We start from the raw sequence: 22023 nt of genomic DNA, 5'->3' as shown, positions 1-22023 counted from the left end.
TTCGGGCATATCAACACATACATGCTGCATAGATTCTATCTACTAACTACTAAATTCCAACTTCTTATTCTATCTACTAACTACTAAATTCTAACTTCTTATTCATTATGAGTTATATTAAAGACTATATTGCGGCTAATGAATCGAAAATGATGGAAGATTTGTTCAGCCTCATCCGTATCCCAAGTATCAGCGCTTTGCCGGAACATCATGATGATATGTTGGCCTGTGCACAACGCTGGAGTCAACTATTGCTGGAAGCCGGAGCAGACGAAGCTATCGTTATGCCTTCAAAAGGAAATCCAATGGTGTTCGGACAGAAAATTGTAGATCCGAATGCCAAAACAGTACTTGTGTATGCGCACTACGACGTAATGCCTGCTGAGCCACTGGAGCTTTGGAAGAGTGCTCCCTTTGAACCGGAAATACGTGACGGTCACATTTGGGCACGAGGTGCAGACGATGACAAAGGACAAGCATTCATTCAGGTGAAAGCCTTCGAGTATCTGGTCAAAAATGAGTTATTGAAAACGAATGTAAAATTCATTTTTGAAGGAGAAGAAGAGATTGGTTCACCAAGCCTTGAAGCATTCTGTGAAGAGCATAAGGAGCTATTGAAAGCAGATGTCATATTGGTATCCGATACCAGTATGTTAGGAGCTGATCTGCCTTCACTTACTACCGGATTAAGAGGTCTTGCTTACTGGGAAATAGAGGTAACAGGCCCCAATCGTGACCTCCATTCCGGACACTTTGGGGGTGCGGTAGCCAACCCTGTCAATGTGCTTTGTGGCATGATCAGTAAAGTGATAGATGCCGACGGACGTATCACAATTCCAGGTTTCTATGATGATGTGGAAGAGGTACCTCAAGCCGAACGGGAAATGATTGCACATATTCCATTTGATGAAGAAAAATATAAAGCAGCTATCGGCGTAAAAGAATTATCCGGCGAAAAAGGATACAGCACGTTGGAACGCAACAGTTGTCGTCCTTCATTCGATGTTTGTGGTATATGGGGAGGTTATACAGGAGAAGGTTCGAAAACCGTTCTTCCTTCAAAAGCATTTGCCAAAGTATCCTGCCGACTGGTTCCACACCAGGATCATCATAAAATATCAGAACTATTTGCCAATTACATCCGTGCTACCGCTCCGGATACTGTTCAGGTGAAAGTAACTCCCATGCATGGCGGACAGGGATACGTATGTCCCATCTCTCTCCCTGCTTATAAGGCTGCCGAAAAAGGATTTGAAATCGCATTTGGAAAAAAGCCACTCGCAGTACGCCGCGGAGGAAGCATCCCCATTATCTCTACATTTGAACAAGTGCTTGGCATCAAAACAGTACTGATGGGATTCGGACTGGAATCGGACGCTATTCATTCTCCCAATGAAAACTTCTCACTGGATATCTTTAGAAAAGGTATTGAAGCAGTGGTGGAGTTTTATAAGGAATATGGGAAATAGTGATTAGCGAATAGTGATAAGTGATTAGTACCATGCGGAATATAGCGCAGCCATTAATCACTTATCACTATTCGCTAATCACTATTTCTCACGGCAATCTGAACAGGAACGTAAATGACTTACCATTCTGGAAATCTTTATAAGCATCTCCTGCATAAATCTCTCCATTGGTCAATGACAATTTCTTCACACTTGCTTTCGGACTAAAATCTACTTTCTTCAAGTCTACCCAGAAAAGATTGGGAGTCAAGGTTGATTCAAAGTAATATACTTTATCTTTCTGATCGGATACAGAACGCCAGCGGGTGGAAGAAATATGAGGTTTATCCGGAGTAGAAATACCAAAAGGAACAGATACATTTCTCATTATGCTTAATACACTGGGAACGGCAATTTTAGGATCAGCTGTTTGAGGAATAGCATGTACGTAGAATGAGGCACGTACAAAACGATCACTCGAACGGTTTGTACCGGGTAACATCTGTAACCCTCCCACTTCTTTCCAGTAATCATTGACGGCTAACTGAAGATCATAACGTGGAGAATTCGTCATCACCTGATATTCTTTACCTTCGTGAATGATAAGATTCCCATCAATATATTCCAACACAGCACTATTTCCGGTTTCATCCGTAATAGCCATATGCAAAGTAGAAGCTGAACCATTGGGCAGATTAGGTGCGTCAATACGGAAGTTTTCTTTCTTTAACTCTTCCACAGCTTCACGTACAGTAGCAAAGTTATCAAGTACATATTGTGTCCAGATGGCAATTCCCATTGCCGGACGGGTATCATTCGGGCGAATGTAGTTAGATTCCGGCAAAAATAACAAGCTGGCTACAAGCCCCTTCTCATTCATTCCATCACAGGCGCCCATATCATAGGCGGAGGCGACAATACTTCCATATTTGGAAGTCCAATTCAAGGCCTCTCCCCTATCATAGCTCACCCGCTTAATGCCACGAGGAAACAGATAAAGATTGGACATTATATCCTCCTTCCAATCCATTGTTCGTCCGGTCACAACCATATTTTCCGGACCAATGTATACAGCACGGGTACAAGCTTCGGACTTCTGCATTCCTATTGAGAACGCAGCAACAAGTGCCGTCAAGGCAACCATTTTCTTTGTTACTTTCATCATTATTATCTTATTAAAAAGTTTATTTCTAACATAAGTCGGATATGTTTCACCACAGAGTAACACAGAGTTTCACAGAGTTTTAAGTCTTTATTGAAACGCGGATGAACGCAGATTTTCGCAAAGGGAAACAAATGTATGATAAAGAACTACAGCCTTTTAATCTGCGTTTCATCAGATAAATAAAACTCTGTGTCCTCTGTGGTGAACTCAATCTTATATCTACTTCTTCAATAAGAACAATCAATAAGAAGAACTGGTTTATCAAAAGACAGGTTTATTTATACAATCCGTAGGTAGTACGCAATACCTGGAATTCGGTACGGCGATTGATAGCATTACAAATTTCCTGCTGCTCCGGAGTAAGAGTCTTTATGAATTCCTCTGTCAGCACATTACCTTCTTTAAGGAAAGGAGCCGATTTCAATACTGATTTATTCACTACTTTCGGCTTGCTCTCTCCATATCCTTTCGCAGTAAGTCGGTCTGTAGAAATTCCTCCCTTAATTAAATAACGGACAACAGACTCCGCCCGACGCTGAGAAAGGCGTTCGTTATAAGCATCATTTCCTTTATAATCACAGTGAGCTGCCAATTCAATAGTCACATTCGGATTATCATTCAGCAGACGAATCAGTTCATCAAGTGCAGTTGCCGATGCAGGAGTAAGGTCGGCACGGTCAAATTCATAAAAGATATTTTCGATAAGTACCGGACGGGTAATAGAAGCCAATGGAAATTCAACTTCATAGTTGCGGTCTACCTGAGCAGTATCTGTGATAAGTTCCTGTTTGCCATTCAAGTATCCACGGCAAGAAGCTAACATTACATAGCGTTGTCCCGGATTAAGACGTTGGACAAACGAACCGTTTTTCTTCACATCTATTTTCAGATACGTACCATCGTCACCCACCAGTGTAACTACTGCTTCGGGCAATGCATCTCCCTCCTTGTCATACACCCAGCCGGTGAGAGTATGATTAACTTCAGGGAGCTCAAAACTATAGATATGATCCCAACCACGGGCATCTCCACGATTGGAAGAGAAAAAGCCCCGCTGACGTCCCGGTTCAAAGGTCATACCAAAATCATCTCCCATGGAATTAACCGGGAAACGCATATTTTCTACTTTCCACCTACCGGATACAGAATCCAGATCGGCACGGAAAATATCAAGTCCTCCCATACCAGGATGACCATTAGAAGAAAAGTACAACTCTCCTTTAGGACCAAACGTAGGAAACATTTCGTCACCCGCTGTATTAATATCAGGTCCCAAATTGTCTACATACCCGAAACCGTCCTTAACTACATTGATCCGCCACAAATCGAGTCCGCCGTATCCTCCCGGCATATCAGAAACAAAATAAAGAAAATCTCCCTGCGGAGACATAGCAGGATGAGCCACAGAAGAGAGCGAATCATTCAGAATAGCACACTTAGTGGGTGTTCCCCAATTGGCTCCGGTTCGTGAAGAGGCATATATCTCAGCATATACCGGTGCCTCTGGCGATGTGCGGCAACGAGTAAGATACATGGTTTTACCATCTGCAGAAAAGGAGCAGGCACCGTCTTCAAATTCACTGTTTACTTCTGATTCCAACGGTTCCGGCTTTTGCCAGTTCTTTTTTTCATCCCGTTTAGAATAGAATATATCTGCGCTTTTCATGCCGGTGATTCCGTTCAAATCATTTCCCTTTGCTTCGTTTCGGGTAGAAGTAAAATAGACAATATCGGCATCTTCACCCGCATACATGGGAGAATAGTCACTACGCCGGGAGAAAAAGATGGGTTCCCTCTTTACGATATGCCTCGTAGGATGCTCTTTCCACTCTTGTGCCTGTTGGCAAGAAAAAAGTCCATTCAACGCCAATGTGTCATTGGGCTGATATTGAAGATAAGTTTCATAAGAAGAGACAGCAGGTTTATATTCTCCATTTTTACGCTGACTCTCAGCCAGATAAAAGAAAGTAACTGAATCCGGATAATGATAACGGATTGCATTCATATAAGCCCCTTTTGCCCGGACATTATAGTTTATCAGGCGATAACAGCCTGCCATTTTATAAGCAATCTCGCCTCGGAGTTTTCGTTGTTTGGGAGGAGTACCGGCATAAGCTTTCCGATAATATTTAGCTGCATCAAAATATTCGCCACGGGCATAACTCTGCTCGGCTTTCTTCAAGCTACGCCCTGCTCCACAGGAAGCAAGCAAGAAAAGGGCAAGTATATAGATGAGTTTACGGTACATAGACATTATATATAAACAGAATAAAGGGAGAAATATTGTATTAGTGATGAGTGATTAGTACCATGCGGTATATAGCACCGCCGCTAATCACTTATCACTAATCACTCATCACTATTCCTTAATCACTACCCTATATCCACATCCATTCTTCCATTCAGAACATCCGTAAGCTGTCTTACCTTTTATTATTGTTCCTTTGCCACAAAGAGGACAAGGCTGACCGATCAAAGAATCATTGTTTGCAACATTACCGGGAGTGACTGCCGGAGTTGAAGGAACATCTATAGACACTACGGGTGGTTGCTGTACGGATGATACCCCGGTATTTGAAGCCACTTTCGGTTTCTTTTCTTTAGCAGCAGGCTTACGTTCTCTTTTCTTTGGCTCTTTCTTTTTGCCCGCCTCCTCTATCTGAACTGCTTCCTGAATGGTAATACGCCGATTGGTATTGTCAGACAGCACACTCGTCACAATCTCCGAAACCATCTGTTTCAGTTCCTCCAGAAACTGACGGGCATCATAAGTTTTTTTTTCTATCTCACGAAGTTTCTTCTCCCAGATTCCGGTTAGTTCAGCCGATTTGAGAAGTTCCTCATGAATAATCTGTATCAATTCCACACCTGTAGGCGTAGCTATCAGATTCTTCTTCTCTTTACGGATATAGTTACGTTTGAACAATGTCTCAATGATGGCAGCACGGGTAGACGGACGCCCGATACCATTTTCTTTCAATGCATCCCGAAGTTCGTCGTTATCGACTAATTTACCAGCCGTCTCCATGGCACGAAGCAGAGTAGCCTCGGTGTAAGGACGAGGGGGTTGAGTCCATTTCTCATTCAAATCAGGAATATGAGGACCATTCTCACCTTTTACAAAAGCTGGAAGTACATTCTCCTCTTCTCCTTCTTTCTCTTCGGTAGGGTCTTTCACATCTTTGGCAAAAACAACCCGCCATCCAGGTTCCAGAATCTGTTTACCGGTTACCTTAAATTCAATTCCGTCTACTTCACCCATTACGGTGGTAGTAGATATTTTACAATCGGGATAAAACACGGCAATAAACCGACGAGCAATCAGATCGAACACCCGGCGTTCCATATCCGTCAGGTTCTGTGGAGGTACTCCGGTCGGGATAATAGCATGGTGATCGGTCACTTTCGAGCTATCAAACACCTTCTTAGATTTGGGTAAAGTAACACCAGCCAAAGGAGCGGTCAGTAACTCATAGTCACGAAGCCCTTTTAGAATATTAGGACACTTCGGATAAATATCATCACTCAAAAAAGTAGTGTCTACACGCGGATAGGTGGTCACTTTCTTCTCATAAAGTGATTGAATCAGTTTCAATGTTTCGTCAGCCGAATAAGCGAATTTCTTGTTACATTCTACCTGCAACGAGGTCAGGTCGAAAAGACGGGGAGCATACTCTTTCCCATCTTTTTTGACTACGGAGGTCACTGTGAAAGGCAGATTCTTAATACGTTCTACCAAGGCTTCCCCCTCTTCACGACTGGCAATGGGATCAATGCCCGGATTCTCTGTCCGCTTTACTTTCCCTCCTGATTTTTCTTCTTCTGCAACCAGTTCTTCATCACTTTTCCGGATAAGAGCCGAAAAAACAGTATCCCGATAGGTTGTTTTCAGTTCCCAATACTGTTTAGGCTGGAAGTTCTCGATCTCCAATTGACGATTCACAATCAGTGCCAATGTAGGTGTCTGTACGCGTCCTATAGATAATACTTGCTTGTTCTGACCATACTTGATCGTGTACAGGCGGGTAGCATTCATGCCCAGAAGCCAATCGCCTATAGCACGGGACATTCCGGCTTCATAGAGCGATTGAAACTCTGCCTGATCCTTTAATTTAGCAAATCCCTCCTTTATGGCCTCCTCCGTCAACGAGGAAATCCAAAGACGCTTCACCGGACAACGGGCTCCGGCTTTTTGCATCACCCAACGCTGAATAAGTTCTCCTTCTTGCCCGGCATCACCACAATTTATGATTTCATCTGCGCTTTGCATCAGCCATTCAACTGTACGAAACTGCTTTTCATAGGTAGGATTACTTATCAGTTTTATTCCAAAACGGGGGGGGATCATCGGAAGACTACCCAGACTCCATGATTTCCAGTTAGGCGTATATTCATGTGGTTCTTTCAGTGTACAAAGATGGCCAAAGGTCCATGTCACCTGATATCCGTTTCCTTCTATGTATCCGTCTTTCCGTTCTTTAGCACCTAAAATATCAGCTATATCACGTGCCACTGAGGGCTTTTCGGCAATGCAAACTATCATCCTTTTATCATTTTTAGTGATGCAAAGGTAGATAAATTTAAGGTATAGCCCAAAAGAGTGTACACTTTTGTCTGATGAGAGTGTACACCGAAGATATTATATTTTTCACTAGGGACATTCTTATCTTATCTGCTTTACTAAAAGGCGAGGGATAGTTTGACTTATTCTCCAACCGTCTATTATTAAAGATTACCTTTTCTTAAAAATAACCCGTACCATGAAGAACATCCTTTTATTTACTCTATTATTATGCTGTGTTACACTCAGGTCACAAACGTATAGTATCTATCCCATTCCTCAAAAAACAACCATGAATGGCAATAGTATAGAAATGACCCGGGAAGTAAATCTTATTAAGGAACCCGGAATAAATGAAATGATCAGTAATCGCATTCAGGAGGTTCTGACCAATGCCGGGATCAATTTTACCATCAGTGATGTATTTACTGATGACAAAACAAATATTCTTATAGGAATCAATGGCTCTAAAGGAATCGCAGACAATTATACATCCGACCATTCACTCTCTAAAGATGTTTTCACCGTTACATCCAATAAATTCGACCCCTATCTGTTACAGATAAATAAAAACCATAACAAGGGCGATATACTCATTTTAGGTGATAACAGCGGATCGGCCTATTATGGACTGGCCACATTGGAACAAATACTGGAACAAGCTGATAATAACCACTTATCAACCGCCACTTTTGAGGATTATGCCCATACCCAATACCGGGGTATCGTTGAAGGCTTCTACGGACATCCCTATAGTGTGGAAAGTAGACTTAGCCTGTTGGATTACTGTAAACGATATAAAATGAATATGTTTGTCTATGGTCCTAAAGCAGATCCTTATCATGCAGGAAAATGGCGGGAAGATTATCCGTCGACTCTAACAGATCAGCAACGCTATATGGGATTGATCACACAAGACGATTTACGCAGCCTGGCTGCTAAAGCCAAAGCCTGTAATGTAGATTTCGTATGGTCTATTCATCCGGCTCTGGAAGGTGGAGGTATAAATTTCAGTAATTTAGATCCTGGAATCGAAGACATTATACACAAATTTGATGCTTTGTATAAGTTAGGAATACGGCACTTTGGCGTATCTATCGATGACATGAACGGCCATCCGTACAATCAATCGGAATTGGCAGACAAGACTCAGACAAAACTATATGAGAAGTTCAACAAAACCGGAGTCACTGAAGATGACAAAGTGGGGCCTTTATTATTTGTTCCTACCCAATATGCATTGAATTACGGTACCGGAACACTTTCGGCCTTCAAAAACATACATAAAGATGTGGTGGTAGCCTTCACCGGTTATGACTGCTTTTCTAATATCCGGGGCAGTGCTTGCGATCGGATGGCAGATCTGATAGGACGCAACCCTGTCATGTGGTGGAACAATCCGGTAAACGATGATTATGACGAATTTCTTTATATGCACGGACTCACTGCACGCTGGAGTATAGAGGATAAAAGCCCGGTCTCTTCTCTGCAAGGACTGATATTAAACCCCATGAATCAGGGACAAGCCTCTAAAATAGCCTTATTCGGTGCAGCAGATTACTCATGGAATCCTTCAAAGTTCAACGAATCCGATAATTGGGAAGCTTCACTTGCTTCTATAGTGAAAGAACCGGAACTGCAAGATGCACTTAAAACCTTTATTAATATAGTAAGCGCATATACCACTCATGATACGCGAACACCGGAAGGTGAAAAGTTCGCACCTCTTTATACTGCCTTTCAATCATCTTATTCCAAAGGCAATGTACCTGACGCGACGGAACTAATAAACGAGATGAAAAAAGCGAATGCTGCCTGCAAATTATTAGAATCATTAAAAGAGAGTGAAAACCAGGAGTACAACCTGTTTTATGAAGATATAAAAAGCTGGCTTGCCAAGGTGGAATCAATGACAGATATTGTTGTTAAGTCAATCAGTTTTATGAAAAACAATGCAGGGCTTTCTGCATGGACAGACTTTGCTGAAGTTCAGGCAAAAGCACAAAAGATACACAATGATTCTGCCTTTCTGTTGAGTGTGTTTGAAGGTAAAGGTACCAGCACATACGAGGTGTTTAAAGAGGTTCAGCCAACTCCCAAATATCTGGACCCGTTTGTAGATTTCCTGGCTGACAAAATAAAGGATTATGCTCCGCAACTTCCGGACAGATCACGCGAGATGGAAATTATCACCAATATCTACAATTTATCGGGGGTATCCATTGAAACGAATGACATGACAAGATTATCCGGTCTGAACACTGTTACATTAAAACCGGAAGAATACGTAGGCATCTATTTTAATGCAATCAAAGAAGTGGCAGTCGAGTTTCTACCTACAAATCTTACGAGTACGCTATCTACAGAGTATTCTATGAATGGAAAAGAGTGGAGTACTTTTATACCGGACCATAGCATTGCTCAGGAAATGGCCTATTTCCGTATCAAAAACAAAAGTAAATCCACACATGCTATTCCAATAAATGAAATCTCATTCAGAATGCCAGCGTCAGAAAGTTCAATTCCTATAAACGTAACAACGAATATGGGAACTTACCAAACATACAATATAAAGAATGTAATAGACGGAAATTACGCCACAAAATTCTGGAGTGACAAAGCACAAAAGGCAGGTGAATATATCCAACTGGACTTTGGTTCGTCCGCAGCCCGTTATCAGATCACCCTGCATTTTGCCGAAGGAGATACACCTACAGGAGAAGCACAGATTCAGTTCTCTGATGATACACAAAGCTGGACAACTATAAGTACATTCACTTCTTCGGATATTTCAGATAAGCTATATACCTGCAATGCCAATGGCCGGTTTGCCAGATACGTTCGCTTGTATTTGCAATCTGTGGGAGGAGGAGACTGGTTCCAATTAGCAGAATTTGAAGTGACAGGTGCCCGTATCACTCCTGTCGCGGAAGACAATGAAGGAAACCCGGTGGCTTTATTGGACGACCGTAGCCTTTCGTCGGGTTATAAAGGTAAAGGAGAAGGGCATATTATCTATCGTTTTATTGAGAACATTGCAATAAATGAAATTCAAATCTTTCATAACAGCATGTTCACGTCCGCAAGCGCTAAGCCTACCATAATGATATATGCCAATGGGAAATGGATTGCCAAAGGAGAGCTGGATGCTCCCTGTACTTCCGTTCCAGTCTCCGATTTGAAGAATATCTCGCAACTAAAGATTAGTTGGAATAAAGACAATATACCGGTTCTTTATGAAATAATGCCTATCGGAGAGCCGTATGTGGAAGAAGTATCCCCTCCTACCGGTATCCTTTCTGAAACAAGTTCTTCAAATGCTTCAATTTTTATTGAAGGAAATTATGTACGGATAGAATCCCGGATATTAATAGAGAGGATAATCATTACAGATCTATCAGGACAAAAAATAAAAGATATAAACGTAAATCAGAACTCCATAGAAATTCCGATACATGAAAAACAGGTTTTGATAGTAAACGTATATCTTAATAATAATGAGACGGTAACAGCCAAAGTAGCACGATAAAGCACTTTTATTGATCAACTTTTATCAAAGATAGTCTTTATGCGAATCAGTAGTTGAAATTCTATTTTAACCCAATCAGCATTGAGCTTAATAACCTCTGCTGTTACCATCAGGCTCTTACACCGTATCAATAAAGTCCTGTCTTATAGAGTATCGTAGGAGGCCTCGGTGTGTAACATTGTTTTAGATGTACATGTAAAGCAGTACGACATGCACATGTGGGACAGTACGACATGCACATGTGGGACAGCACGACATGTACATGTAAAACAAGGCTGCTCACCAGGGAAAGGAACGTTCCTTCCTGAGAAAGCCAAGGTACAACACCGAGCGGTGATGTGCTTCCCGCACGGGGAGGTACGCCAGGCAATGGTTTATAGAAACGCAGATAAGCGCAAATTCACGCAAAGCATATCATCGCTCAAATATAGTACAGCCATTTAATCTGCGAAAATCTGCGATCATTTGCGTTTCAATAAAACGCTGTCACATAGTATGAACTAAATTTGAAGTAGTGCTTAGAAAAGATACACACTGTTAATTTATCGTTTTCAGTCAGGTATTTTCATCTGAATATAATATTTGTAATCACCGTAGCTCCCACCTTTTGATTCAAATTACGGACTAATAATTCACGTCCCATCATCAATTCCTGACGGAGTGCAGCAGAGGTAAGATGTACATAAAGTATTTGATTACGAATGTATAACTCTTTTGTATAAGAAGCGATTGCCGGCCCCAATATCTGTGGCCAGGCATCCAATAACCGTTGTTCATTCAGAGGAGACTCCAGACTTTCCTGGCGGAGAAACTGCTGAATCAGTTTTCCGATTGGCTCGGCATTATTTCTTTTCATATTTCCCTGTCTTTCATTTCACTGATTTCACCTTGCTCTACCCGGAACATTTTATAATCACTGCCTACTTTATATAATATGCGGTCCAGATGTTCCCGGTTCGTATCCGTTATAAATATTTGTCCAAAACTGTCGCCTGCCACCAATTTTACAATCTGCTCTACGCGCGATGCATCCAACTTATCAAAGATATCATCCAGCAGCAGCAGAGGAACAGTGCTACCGGTACGTTTCAAAAAATCAAACTGTGCCAGCTTCAATGCCACAAGATACGTTTTATTCTGTCCCTGAGAACCTTCTCTTTTTATAGGAAAATCTCCCAATAACATATTAAGTTCATCTTTATGAATGCCACGCAAAGAATATCCCATAATCCGATCACGTACCCGGCTCTCTTTCAATACTTCCAGCAAAGAGGCATCACGCGCATGAGAATCGTATGACAATCCTACCCTCTCCTTATCCTGCGAAATATAAGAATAAAAAGACTGGAAAATCGGAATAAACTCCCGGATAAACTCTTCCCGCTTACGATACACTACCTCACCAGCCTGTGCCATCATTTCTTCCCACACCAGAAACAATTCCTCTTCTACCGGAAGCTCACTTTTCAATAGTGTGTTACGTTGTGCCAATGCTTTATTATAACGGATCAATGCTTCCAGATATTCCTTATCATATTGAGAGATAACCACATCCATAAAGCGGCGACGTTCATCACTCCCTCCCGCAATAAGTTCCGAATCAGCAGGCGAAACCATCACCAAAGGCAAAAAACCAATATGATCGGACAAACGGCTATATTCCTTTTTATTACGTTTAAACTGCTTTTTAGCACGACGCTTCATACCACAGTAAATTTCCTCAGGTGTACCGTCCGGTGCCTCATAAAATCCCTGTATTACGAAAAAGTCCTGTTCATGCCGTATGTTTTGCGAATCAATCGGATTACCGGCACTCTTACAGAAAGAAAGAAAATAAACAGCATCCAGCAGGTTTGTTTTCCCCATTCCGTTTAGTCCAAAAAAGCAATTCAGCTTAGCAGAGAAATTCAGTTCTACCTGCTCCAGATTCTTATAATTCAGTATGGATATACGTTTCAGTATCATGTTTACGCATTAAGTTGGTTACAAAAGTAGAAAGATTTTCGTGGTTTTAGGGTGTAAAACAAAAAAAGATGCCTCTAAATTTCGTTTGTAGATATAAAAAAACTACTTTTGCGAGTCGAAATATCAAAGTCAGAATAATAACAAAAAAGAATCATATAAAAATGGCAGAACAAAAGCACCACAATGAACAAATGAATGTGGAAGATGCACTGACACAGTCGGAAGCATTTCTTATCAAAAACAAAAAAGCAATCATCGGCGGAGTTGTTGCCGTGATTATTATCGTAGCAGGTTTCATCATGTACAAACACCTTTATGCCGAACCTCGTGAAGAAAAAGCACAAGCTGCTCTTTTCAAAGGTCAAGAACTGTTTGAACAGGATAATTTCGAGCAAGCATTAAATGGTGACAGTATCGGCTACACCGGTTTTCTGAAAGTAGCCAGTGATTTCAGCGGAACTAAAGCTGCCAACTTGGCTAAAGCCTATGCAGGCATCTGCTATGCACATCTGGGCAAATATGATGAGGCGATTAAATATCTGAATGATTTTGACGGAACAGATCAAATGGTGGGTCCTGCCGTTCTTGCTGCCGCAGGTAATTGCTACGCACAATTGGATCAGCTTGACAAAGCAGCTTCTTCTTTATTGAAAGCTGCCGACAAAGCAGATAGCAATACATTGAGTCCTATTTACCTGTTGCAAGCTGGAGAAATCCTGGTAAAACAAGGAAAAATAGAAGAAGCAATCAAAGCATATACAACCATTAAGGATAAATATTTCCAGTCTTATCAGGCAATGGATATCGATAAATACATCGAGCAAGCTAAACTTCTGAAAAAGTAAATAAAGTATCAACCAATAGTGAAGAGTGAAAAGTACTCTGTAGCCTTGTAGCGCAGTAGCTTTTCACTCTTTATTTTTAACTCATAATGATTATGGCTACAGCTTATCACAATTTATCAGACTATGATTTCAATTCTGTTCCTAATGCAGAAGAGATGAAATTTGGTATTGTTGTTTCTGAATGGAACGATAAAATTACAGGTGCATTGTTGAATGGTGCAGTAAATACATTAAAGAAACATGGTGCAAAAACAGAAAATATTCTGGTAAAAACAGTACCCGGAAGTTTTGAACTTACTTTCGGAGCTAACCAAATGATGGAAAATTGCGACGTGGATGCAATTATAATAATTGGTTGCGTAATAAAAGGAGATACTCCACATTTTGATTATGTTTGTATGGGAGTAACCCAAGGAGTTGCCCAATTAAATGCAACAGGCGATATACCAGTTATTTACGGACTTATTACCACCAATACAATGGAGCAGGCAGAAGATAGAGCCGGTGGTAAGCTGGGTAATAAAGGAGACGAATGTGCAATTACTGCAATAAAAATGATCGATTTTGTTTGGAGTTTAAATAAATAGTTGTATCTTTGCACCGCAATTGAGAAACAAACCAGCTTAAGTGAAAGCAAAAGGTACTCAAAAGCAAAAAAAGGGCAAATACCAGAGTGGCCAAATGGGGCAGACTGTAAATCTGCTGTCTTTCGACTTCGGTGGTTCGAATCCATCTTTGCCCACAAAAATTGCGGAAGTAGCTCAGTTGATAGAGCATTAGCCTTCCAAGCTGAGGGTCGCGGGTTTGAGCCCCGTCTTCCGCTCTCAAGAGAAGAGAATCTGAGGTATCAGGTTCTCTTTTTTTATTTAACTTCTTACAAGTATGGCACACACTCCAGAATCTTATAAAAAAGACCAATCTAGACTGCCTCCATAACAGTTTACCATTAGATATGGATATAGTATGATACTGCAAGAATAGTCATGTATTATTGAATCAAGTGAAAAGCTCATACTAAATGGCAGTTCACCAGTAGATATTCCCAACTTCACACGAGCTAACCGACAGACATTAGGGAAACTCACATTTGCAAAATAAGTATTACCCTTCTTCCTATAGTCCCAAATACAACACAGTCTCTCCCGAGATAAAAATTACAGAACATAAAAGGTATATTGACATAGCGCGTAGCCAATCAATCACATTAGTACATTTCCCACATTGGTAGATTGGCAATTACCGTGATTTTTCTCTTATCCCGTTATTTTGTCTTAAAAGAGCAGAGAAAAGACCGTGTATAGATTTGTAACTTCCTATATTTGTATCAGCATATTTATTATTTATTTTAAATACATGGAAAACATGAAAAAGAGACTGCACTCCCCCCTTGCTGGCATTCTTTTTGGTATCTGTAGCATGCTATCTTCCGACTTGCAAGCAACGGAAATTAACCCTGACAAGCCGTACTGGCAAGATGTACAAGTAGTATCCGTGAACAAGGAATATCCCCGTTCATCATTTATGACCTATGACAATCGTACGGATGCACTTACCGGAAAATTTGAAAATAGCCGCTATTACCAATTGCTCAATGGTACATGGAAGTTCTTTTTTGTAGATTCCTATAAAGATTTACCAGCCAACATCACCTCACCGGAAACAAGTACCACATCGTGGGATGACATACAAGTGCCTGGTAACTGGGAAGTACAGGGGCATGGTGTAGCTATCTACACCAATCACGGATATGAATTCAAAGCACGTAACCCTCAACCTCCATTGTTACCGGAGGCCAACCCGGTGGGTGTTTATCGCCGGGATATCGAGATTCCTGCCGATTGGGACGGACGGGATATCTATCTGCACATCGCCGGAGCAAAATCCGGAGTCTATGTTTACATCAACGGAAAGGAAGTAGGATATAGTGAAGATTCCAAAAATCCGGCAGAATTTCTAATCAACAACTACGTACATCCGGGTAAAAATGTACTTACTCTGAAAATATTCCGCTGGAGTACCGGTTCTTATTTGGAATGTCAGGACTTCTGGCGTATCAGTGGTATCGAACGTGATGTATTCCTGTATTCGCAACCCAAAGCGGCACTCAAAGATTTCCGTATAAAATCAACTCTGGACGATACATATAAAAACGGTATCTTTGCATTAAGCACTGATCTGCGTAACCATCGTCCGGAAGGTAGCAACCTATCGGTAATATACGAACTACTGGATGCTAACGGAAAAGTGATCGCAACGGAAGAAAAAACAGCCTATGTGCCTGAAGGCGAATTCCGCACTGTAAACTTTACCCGGACACTGCCGGATATACGTACCTGGACATCAGAACAACCTAATCTGTACAAATTATTAATGACCATAAAAGAGAACGGAAAAGTAAATGAAATTATTCCCTTTAATGTAGGCTTCCGCCGGATAGAAATAAAGCAGAGCGAACAACTTGCCGGAAATGGCAAGCCTTATACTTTGCTATATATCAACGGGCAACCTCTGAAACTGAAAGGAGTTAATATTCATGAGCACAACCCCCAAACAGGACATTATGTAACGGAAGAATTGATGCGTCGTGACTTCGAACTGATGAAGCAGAACAATTTGAATACAGTCCGCCTTTGCCACTATCCTCAAAGCCGCCGTTTTTATGAACTCTGTGATGAATATGGAATTTATGTATATGACGAAGCAAATATCGAAAGCCACGGTATGTATTATGACCTGCGCAAAGGAGGATCATTAGGCAACAACCCCGAATGGCTAAAACCCCATATGGACCGGACTATCAACATGTTCGAACGTAACAAAAACTATCCTTCACTTACTTTCTGGTCATTGGGTAACGAGGCGGGAAACGGTTACAACTTCTATCAGACGTATCTATGGGTGAAAAATGCAGATAAGGAGCTGATGAATCGCCCGGTTAATTATGAACGTGCACAGTGGGAATGGAATTCTGACATGTATGTTCCGCAATATCCGGGAGCAGAATGGCTGGCTAAGATAGGCAAACAAGGAAGTGACCGTCCGGTAGTTCCCTCCGAATATTCCCACGCTATGGGTAACTCTAACGGAAATTTATGGGATCAATGGAAAGAAATATATAAATATCCCAACTTACAAGGGGGATACATCTGGGATTGGGTAGATCAGGGTATTTTAGAGACTGATAAGAACGGACGGGAATACTGGACATATGGTGGCGATTATGGTGTGAATGCCCCGAGTGACGGTAACTTCTTGTGTAACGGGCTTGTTAACCCTGACCGTGCTCCCCATCCTACTATGGCAGAGGTAAAATATGTTCATCAAAATGTAGGTTTTGAACCAATCGATTTAAACAGTGGTAAAATTCTGGTAAAGAATCGTTTCTACTTCACTAACCTGAAAAAGTACATGATATCCTATACTATATCTGCGAACGGAAAGATTGTAAAAGGCAGTAAAGTATCATTAGACATTGAGCCGCAAGCCTCCAAAGAACTGAGCATTCCGGTTAGCGGTCTGAAAGCCAAACCGGGAACGGAATATTTCGTAAACTTCGTAGTAACCACTACCCAACCGGAACCTCTTATTCCCGCAGGGCATGACATCGCCTACGAACAATTCCGCCTCCCTATCGAGCCTCTGCCCCGGGAAGCATTTGTCACAAATGGTCCGGCACTGAAAACAGAAACTGAAGGTGAAAATCTAATAATAAAATCTTCAAAAGTTAACTTCGTTTTTGATAAAGCAACCGGGCTTGTCACTTCATATAAGGTAAATGGCACAGAATACTTTAAAGACGGGTTTGGAATTCAGCCTAACTTCTGGCGGGCTCCAAATGATAATGATTATGGCAATGGTGCTCCTAAACGCCTCCAGATATGGAAACAATCAAGTAAGAACTTCAAGGTAGCGGATGCAAGCATAGTTATGGATAACAAAGTTGCTGTACTAACAGCCAACTATCTATTGGCCGCCGGTAATCTTTATATAGTAACCTATAAAATCTATCCTTCGGGGGTTGTCAAAGTTGATGCACGTTTCACTTCTGCCGATATGCAAGTTGCAGAGTCAGAAGTATCCGAAGCCACCCGTACAGCTACTTTCACTCCCGGTAACGATGCTGCACGTAAGGCAGCAGCCAAGTTGAATGTTCCCCGTATCGGTGTTCGTTTCCGTCTTCCGGCCGAAATGAATGTAGTTGAGTATTTCGGACGTGGACCGGAAGAAAACTATATAGACCGGAACGCAGGTACTCTCATTGGACTCTACAAAACTACAGCCGACAAGATGTACTATAATTATGTTCGCCCGCAAGAGAACGGTCATCATACAGATACCCGTTGGTTGTCTCTCAGCAAAAAAGGAGGTAAAAGACTAACGATTGTAGCCGATAGCATTATCGGATTCAACGCTTTACGCAATTCTATTGAAGACTTTGATTCAGAAGAAGCCCTTCCTCATCCACGTCAATGGAATAATTTCTCTCCGGAAGAAATTGCCAATCACGATGAAGAAGCAGCCCGGAATGTATTAAGAAGAATGCATCATGTGAATGACATTACTCCACGTGATTTCGTAGAAGTATGCGTAGATATGAAACAACAAGGAGTAGCAGGATACAATAGTTGGGGAGCCCGTCCGGAACCCGGTTATACAATTCCTGCTAATCAGGAATACAACTGGGGATTTACACTGATTCCTGATAAATAATGAAAGGATGTACGATTGGATGTACGATTGAAGTAACTCTTTTAAAAGCCTGTTTCAGCAATGTTAGAGACAGAGTAATCCCAATCGTACATCGTAAATCGTCTAATCGTAAATAAATTCATTCTATTAAGAAATTAATTCATCAACTTTAAAAATAAAAATCATGAAAAATCTATTCGACATCGTTTCGCACTTCGAAACAAAAGGTACTATCAGCGAAATAAAACCGCTGGGTGCCGGACTTATTAACGACACATACAAAGTGAGTACTGCTGAAGCTGACGCACCGGACTATGTACTCCAACGTATCAACCATGCCATCTTCCAGAATGTGGAGATGCTGCAAAACAATATAGCAGCTGTAACCAGTCATATCCGCCGAAAACTGCAAGAACAGGGAGAAACAGATATCGATCGTAAAGTCCTGACTTTTGTAAAAGCTGACGGAGGTAAAACATATTGGTATGATGGTGAAAACTACTGGCGTATCATGGTTTTCATCCCCCGAGCAAAAACCTATGAAACAGTTAATCCGGAATATTCTTATTACGCCGGAGTGGCTTTCGGTGATTTCCAGGCAAAATTGGCCGATATTCCGGAAACATTGGGAGAAACAATTCCCGATTTCCACAATATGGAGTTCCGGTTGAAACAGCTTCGTGATGCCGTAGCTGCCAATGCAGCCGGCAGATTGACTGAGGTTCAATATTATATCGACGAAATAGAAAAGCGTGCCGATGAAATGTGTAAGGCAGAGCGTATGTACCGCGAAGGAACCCTTCCTAAACGTGTATGCCACTGCGATACCAAAGTGAACAACATGATGTTTGACGAAGATGGAAAAGTACTCTGTGTCATCGACCTGGATACAGTAATGCCGAGTTTTATCTTCTCCGACTATGGAGATTTTCTACGCACAGGAGCCAATACCGGTGACGAAGATGATAAAGACCTGAATCGTGTGAACTTCAACATGGAAATTTTCAAAGCATTTACCAAAGGGTATCTGGAAGGAGCACATTCATTCCTGACTCCGGTAGAGATAGAAAATTTACCTTACGCAGCCGCTTTGTTCCCCTATATGCAATGTGTACGTTTCCTTGCCGATTACATCAACGGAGATACTTACTACAAAATCAAATATCCCGAACATAATCTGGTACGCACCAAAGCCCAATTCAAGCTATTGCAAAGCGTAGAGGAACACACTCCGGAAATGGTAGCATTTATTCACGAATGCTTAAAGAGTTGAAAGTTGAAAATGGAAAGTTGAAAGTTACTATGCAGTGCAACTTATTGTTCACTGTCAATTGTCAATTATCAACTGTCAATTGAAAAACCTCCTTCTTTCCAAATATAAACAATAGGACGGCGGATAAACGGTTTCAGTTTTTCCGCTGTTTCTTTTTCCATGTATTCAGGAGTGGCCAGTGTGAAAGTAAGCGTATGATCCGTTGCCGACAAATCGGCTTTCATAAGCAACATATCAGCCTGCAAACGAGCCTCACTATATTCATAAGATGAAGCCGAATCAGGAGTATTCAGAAAATTATTCATTACAGGCAGTGCCGTAATAAAATCAGATAAAGGAAGTTCTTTCCAGTCAGTGGTATAGAACTGAATACTACTATCACATGCCGGAGCACAAGCAGTAGACACCGTACAAATAACCTGTGTAGAATCATTAACAGCCAACAGTTTCATTTGCCAAGTACTTTGCGGAGTCATCTGAATACGAATATAATCTTTGTTCAGATCCGTCATTTCTGATTCTCCCCCAAAACGATTTTCCACCTTTGCTTTCATTTTACTCTCCAGAAAATCAATAAAATCAGCACGATTCACTGCCGTAAGCAGTGGAGAAAGAGAATCAGGCATACTGACAAATACTGCCTTAGCCTCCTGCTGCGCCCGAAGCGGAGCAAACAAAAACAAACCCAAGCCTAAAAAAAACACACCCAAGCTTACTCTTTTTTTGACTAAGTCCCATTTATCTATCTTTTCCATCCTTCATCATCTATTTATATTAATCTTAATCTGACCCATCGCCTGCCGTACCTCCCCGTGCGGGAAGCACCGGGAAGCACCTATTTTGTTCCCAAATATAGGAAGAACATTCCAATCAGCACCAGAATAAGGTCAATTGCTTTACTTTTTAAATTCTTTTCACGGAAGAACAACGCTCCGAAAAGGAAAGACACAACCACACTACCACGGCGCACCATAGAAACAATAGAAATCATGGAATCTTCGTAACTCAATGCATAGAAATATACAAAATCGGCAGCACATAGAAAGACTGAAATCAAGATGATCGTCCAGTCCCAACGGAAAGGAGTGGTCGTTTTACGCTTCGGCCACCAAAGTAATGCCAGGATAGGACACATGATAAACACCTGATACACATTGTACCACGACTGTACTAACATTGGATTGAGATGTTTCATCAGGTATTTGTCATACAGACCACTAACAGCCCCCATCACAGCAGCCAATACAATAAAAAAGATCCACTTATCGTGTTTAAAGTCGATACCTTCTTTTTTCCCCGACCGACTCAGCATAAAAAAAGAGATAATAGCCATCAGTACTCCAATCCATTGATAGAGATTCAGACGTTCTCCGAATATCAGCATCGCTCCTACCAATACCATCACCGGACGGGTGGCATTAATAGGCCCTACAATGGTCAACGGTAAATGTTTCATTCCGAAATAACCGAATATCCACGAAGAAAGAACAATAAACGACTTTATTACAATATACTTGTGTACATCCCAGCCGGCAACAGGAACTTCGAACATTGTCCCGCCCAATACATCAGGAGTATATACAGACAAGAGTATAAAAGGCAAAAAGATCAGACTCGAGAAAATCGTATTCAAAAATAACACCGGAAGCACAGCATTGTCTTTGAGAGACTGCTTTTTGAACACATCATAAAATCCTAATAAAGCAGCTGAGAGGAAGGCAAGTAATAACCACATGAGTTTATTTACAATTAGACGATTTACTATTTACGATTGAAGATACTTTTTTCATATGAGAAAGAGATGTCGAGGATATTCTACGCTGACCAGAAAGAGGGCGTTACCAGGGGCAGAAGTACCCGCTTTACAACGGTCTTGCTGTTCGATGATCTGGCGGAAGCCTTCTACAGTAAGTTTACCACGGCCCACTTCAAGCAGAGTACCCACTATCGCACGCACCATGTTGCGCAAAAAACGATCAGCCTGGATAGTAAATACCCAGGTAGTATCATCTACCTGTGTCCACTCTGCATGCATAATTCTGCAAAGATTAGTTTTCACATCCGTATGAAGTTTACTAAAACTTGTGAAATCCGAATAATCAAACAAGGTTGCAGCCGCTCTATTCATCAGTTCAAAATCCAATGTGCCATAAACCCGACAGCGATACTGACGATTGAAAGGATATTTGGTGGTAGTGACATAATATTTATAAGTACGTGCCGTTGCATCAAAACGTGCATGTGCATCCTTCTTCACCCGGCAAACTTTAAAAACCGAAATATCCGGAGGTAATAAACGATTCAGTTTATCGGTAACAATCAACGTATCGAGTTCTTCTTCATTGTCAAAGTGTGCTACCATCAACGAGGCATGTACACCTGCATCCGTTCTTCCGGCTCCTATCACTTCTACTTCCCTTCTGAGAAAAGTGGACAATGCTTTCATCAGACACTCCTGCACACTGCTTCCATTGGGTTGAATCTGCCAACCGTGGTAGTTGGTTCCGTCGTAAGCCAAATAAATGAAATATCTTTGCACGCTTTTATC

The 22023-nt window shown here is 41.4% G+C and carries 14 protein-coding genes and 2 tRNA genes; 8 read left to right on the top strand and 8 right to left on the bottom strand.

Features of this window, described 5'->3' with window-relative positions:
- Positions 1-107: 107 nt before the first annotated feature.
- A complete protein-coding gene (locus tag K8P02_RS01300; RefSeq protein WP_007484232.1) occupies positions 108-1469 on the top strand; it encodes a dipeptidase in 1362 nt (453 codons plus the stop codon).
- A gap of 88 nt (positions 1470-1557) precedes the next feature.
- On the opposite strand, the gene K8P02_RS01295 is transcribed toward K8P02_RS01300, so the two are convergent.
- From K8P02_RS01295 to K8P02_RS01285, 3 genes are all read right to left on the bottom strand, one after another.
- Positions 1558-2592, bottom strand: coding sequence for a linear amide C-N hydrolase (locus K8P02_RS01295; RefSeq protein ID WP_195348499.1), 1035 nt, complete (start codon positions 2590-2592; stop codon positions 1558-1560).
- Positions 2593-2887: 295 nt separating this feature from the next.
- On the bottom strand, positions 2888-4861 hold the full coding sequence (gene porE, locus K8P02_RS01290; RefSeq protein ID WP_007484231.1) for a PorE family type IX secretion system protein: 1974 nt from the start codon (positions 4859-4861) through the stop codon (positions 2888-2890).
- A gap of 111 nt (positions 4862-4972) precedes the next feature.
- Positions 4973-7156 carry a DNA topoisomerase 3 gene (locus tag K8P02_RS01285; protein WP_025866525.1) on the bottom strand — a complete coding sequence of 728 codons (2184 nt, stop codon included), beginning with the start codon at positions 7154-7156 and terminating at the stop codon, positions 4973-4975.
- Positions 7157-7373: 217 nt separating this feature from the next.
- Between K8P02_RS01285 and K8P02_RS01280 the strand changes: the two genes are divergently transcribed.
- The gene (locus K8P02_RS01280; RefSeq protein WP_025866526.1) at positions 7374-10703 is read left to right on the top strand and encodes a beta-N-acetylglucosaminidase domain-containing protein; all 3330 of its coding nucleotides are present in this window, start codon (positions 7374-7376) and stop codon (positions 10701-10703) included.
- Between the two features lie 565 nt (positions 10704-11268).
- Here the strand turns inward: K8P02_RS01280 and K8P02_RS01275 are convergent.
- Positions 11269-11559, bottom strand: coding sequence for a DUF721 domain-containing protein (locus K8P02_RS01275; protein ID WP_002559425.1), 291 nt, complete (start codon positions 11557-11559; stop codon positions 11269-11271).
- Positions 11556-12668: a DNA replication/repair protein RecF gene (gene recF / locus K8P02_RS01270; protein WP_025866527.1), complete on the bottom strand. Its 1113-nt coding sequence runs from the start codon at positions 12666-12668 to the stop codon at positions 11556-11558. The genes K8P02_RS01275 and recF overlap by 4 nt, the downstream gene beginning before the upstream one ends.
- Positions 12669-12829: 161 nt before the next feature.
- On the opposite strand from recF, the gene K8P02_RS01265 reads away from it, so the two are divergent.
- The 6 genes from K8P02_RS01265 to K8P02_RS01235 all read left to right on the top strand — a co-directional run bounded on the left by K8P02_RS01265 (position 12830) and on the right by K8P02_RS01235 (position 19475).
- Positions 12830-13513, top strand: coding sequence for a tetratricopeptide repeat protein (locus tag K8P02_RS01265; RefSeq protein ID WP_025866528.1), 684 nt, complete (start codon positions 12830-12832; stop codon positions 13511-13513).
- A gap of 92 nt (positions 13514-13605) precedes the next feature.
- Positions 13606-14100 (top strand): 6,7-dimethyl-8-ribityllumazine synthase, encoded by a 495-nt coding sequence (gene ribH, locus K8P02_RS01260; protein ID WP_007484223.1) that lies wholly within the window; start codon positions 13606-13608, stop codon positions 14098-14100.
- A 72-nt stretch (positions 14101-14172) separates the two neighbouring features.
- A tRNA-Tyr gene (locus K8P02_RS01255) sits at positions 14173-14255 on the top strand.
- Positions 14256-14263: 8 nt separating this feature from the next.
- A tRNA-Gly gene (locus K8P02_RS01250) sits at positions 14264-14336 on the top strand.
- A 539-nt stretch (positions 14337-14875) separates the two neighbouring features.
- Positions 14876-18223: a glycoside hydrolase family 2 TIM barrel-domain containing protein gene (locus K8P02_RS01240; protein ID WP_223381898.1), complete on the top strand. Its 3348-nt coding sequence runs from the start codon at positions 14876-14878 to the stop codon at positions 18221-18223.
- A gap of 163 nt (positions 18224-18386) precedes the next feature.
- Positions 18387-19475 carry a phosphotransferase enzyme family protein gene (locus K8P02_RS01235; protein ID WP_007484219.1) on the top strand — a complete coding sequence of 363 codons (1089 nt, stop codon included), beginning with the start codon at positions 18387-18389 and terminating at the stop codon, positions 19473-19475.
- Between the two features lie 68 nt (positions 19476-19543).
- Here K8P02_RS01235 and K8P02_RS01230 read toward each other — a convergent pair whose 3' ends face one another.
- From K8P02_RS01230 to truA, 3 genes are all read right to left on the bottom strand, one after another.
- Positions 19544-20230 carry a DUF3256 family protein gene (locus K8P02_RS01230; RefSeq protein ID WP_007484216.1) on the bottom strand — a complete coding sequence of 229 codons (687 nt, stop codon included), beginning with the start codon at positions 20228-20230 and terminating at the stop codon, positions 19544-19546.
- Positions 20231-20310: 80 nt separating this feature from the next.
- A complete protein-coding gene (locus K8P02_RS01225) occupies positions 20311-21210 on the bottom strand; it encodes a DMT family transporter (RefSeq protein WP_002559418.1) in 900 nt (299 codons plus the stop codon).
- Positions 21211-21261: 51 nt separating this feature from the next.
- Positions 21262-22014 carry a tRNA pseudouridine(38-40) synthase TruA gene (gene truA, locus K8P02_RS01220; RefSeq protein WP_002559417.1) on the bottom strand — a complete coding sequence of 251 codons (753 nt, stop codon included), beginning with the start codon at positions 22012-22014 and terminating at the stop codon, positions 21262-21264.
- Between the last annotated feature and the right edge of the window lie 9 nt (positions 22015-22023).

Origin of the sequence: Bacteroides nordii, from assembly GCF_019930665.1 — a bacterium.
Classification (GTDB): Bacteria; Bacteroidota; Bacteroidia; order Bacteroidales; family Bacteroidaceae; genus Bacteroides; species Bacteroides nordii.
Note: the sequence above shows the minus strand (reverse complement) of the source record. Positions and strands in the feature narration are given on the sequence as shown.

Excerpts from the sequence above, each read along its gene's own strand:
- K8P02_RS01300 (WP_007484232.1), top strand. The coding sequence starts at position 108 with ATGAGTTATATTAAAGACTATATTGCGGCTAATGAATCGAAAATGATG.
- K8P02_RS01280 (WP_025866526.1), top strand. The coding sequence starts at position 7,374 with ATGAAGAACATCCTTTTATTTACTCTATTATTATGCTGTGTTACACTC.
- recF (WP_025866527.1), bottom strand. The coding sequence starts at position 12,668 with ATGATACTGAAACGTATATCCATACTGAATTATAAGAATCTGGAGCAG.
- K8P02_RS01285 (WP_025866525.1), bottom strand. The coding sequence starts at position 7,156 with ATGATAGTTTGCATTGCCGAAAAGCCCTCAGTGGCACGTGATATAGCT.
- K8P02_RS01275 (WP_002559425.1), bottom strand. The coding sequence starts at position 11,559 with ATGAAAAGAAATAATGCCGAGCCAATCGGAAAACTGATTCAGCAGTTT.
- ribH (WP_007484223.1), top strand. The coding sequence starts at position 13,606 with ATGGCTACAGCTTATCACAATTTATCAGACTATGATTTCAATTCTGTT.
- K8P02_RS01240 (WP_223381898.1), top strand. The coding sequence starts at position 14,876 with ATGAAAAAGAGACTGCACTCCCCCCTTGCTGGCATTCTTTTTGGTATC.
- K8P02_RS01235 (WP_007484219.1), top strand. The coding sequence starts at position 18,387 with ATGAAAAATCTATTCGACATCGTTTCGCACTTCGAAACAAAAGGTACT.
- K8P02_RS01295 (WP_195348499.1), bottom strand. The coding sequence starts at position 2,592 with ATGGTTGCCTTGACGGCACTTGTTGCTGCGTTCTCAATAGGAATGCAG.
- porE (WP_007484231.1), bottom strand. The coding sequence starts at position 4,861 with ATGTACCGTAAACTCATCTATATACTTGCCCTTTTCTTGCTTGCTTCC.
- K8P02_RS01265 (WP_025866528.1), top strand. The coding sequence starts at position 12,830 with ATGGCAGAACAAAAGCACCACAATGAACAAATGAATGTGGAAGATGCA.
- K8P02_RS01230 (WP_007484216.1), bottom strand. The coding sequence starts at position 20,230 with ATGGAAAAGATAGATAAATGGGACTTAGTCAAAAAAAGAGTAAGCTTG.
- K8P02_RS01225 (WP_002559418.1), bottom strand. The coding sequence starts at position 21,210 with ATGTGGTTATTACTTGCCTTCCTCTCAGCTGCTTTATTAGGATTTTAT.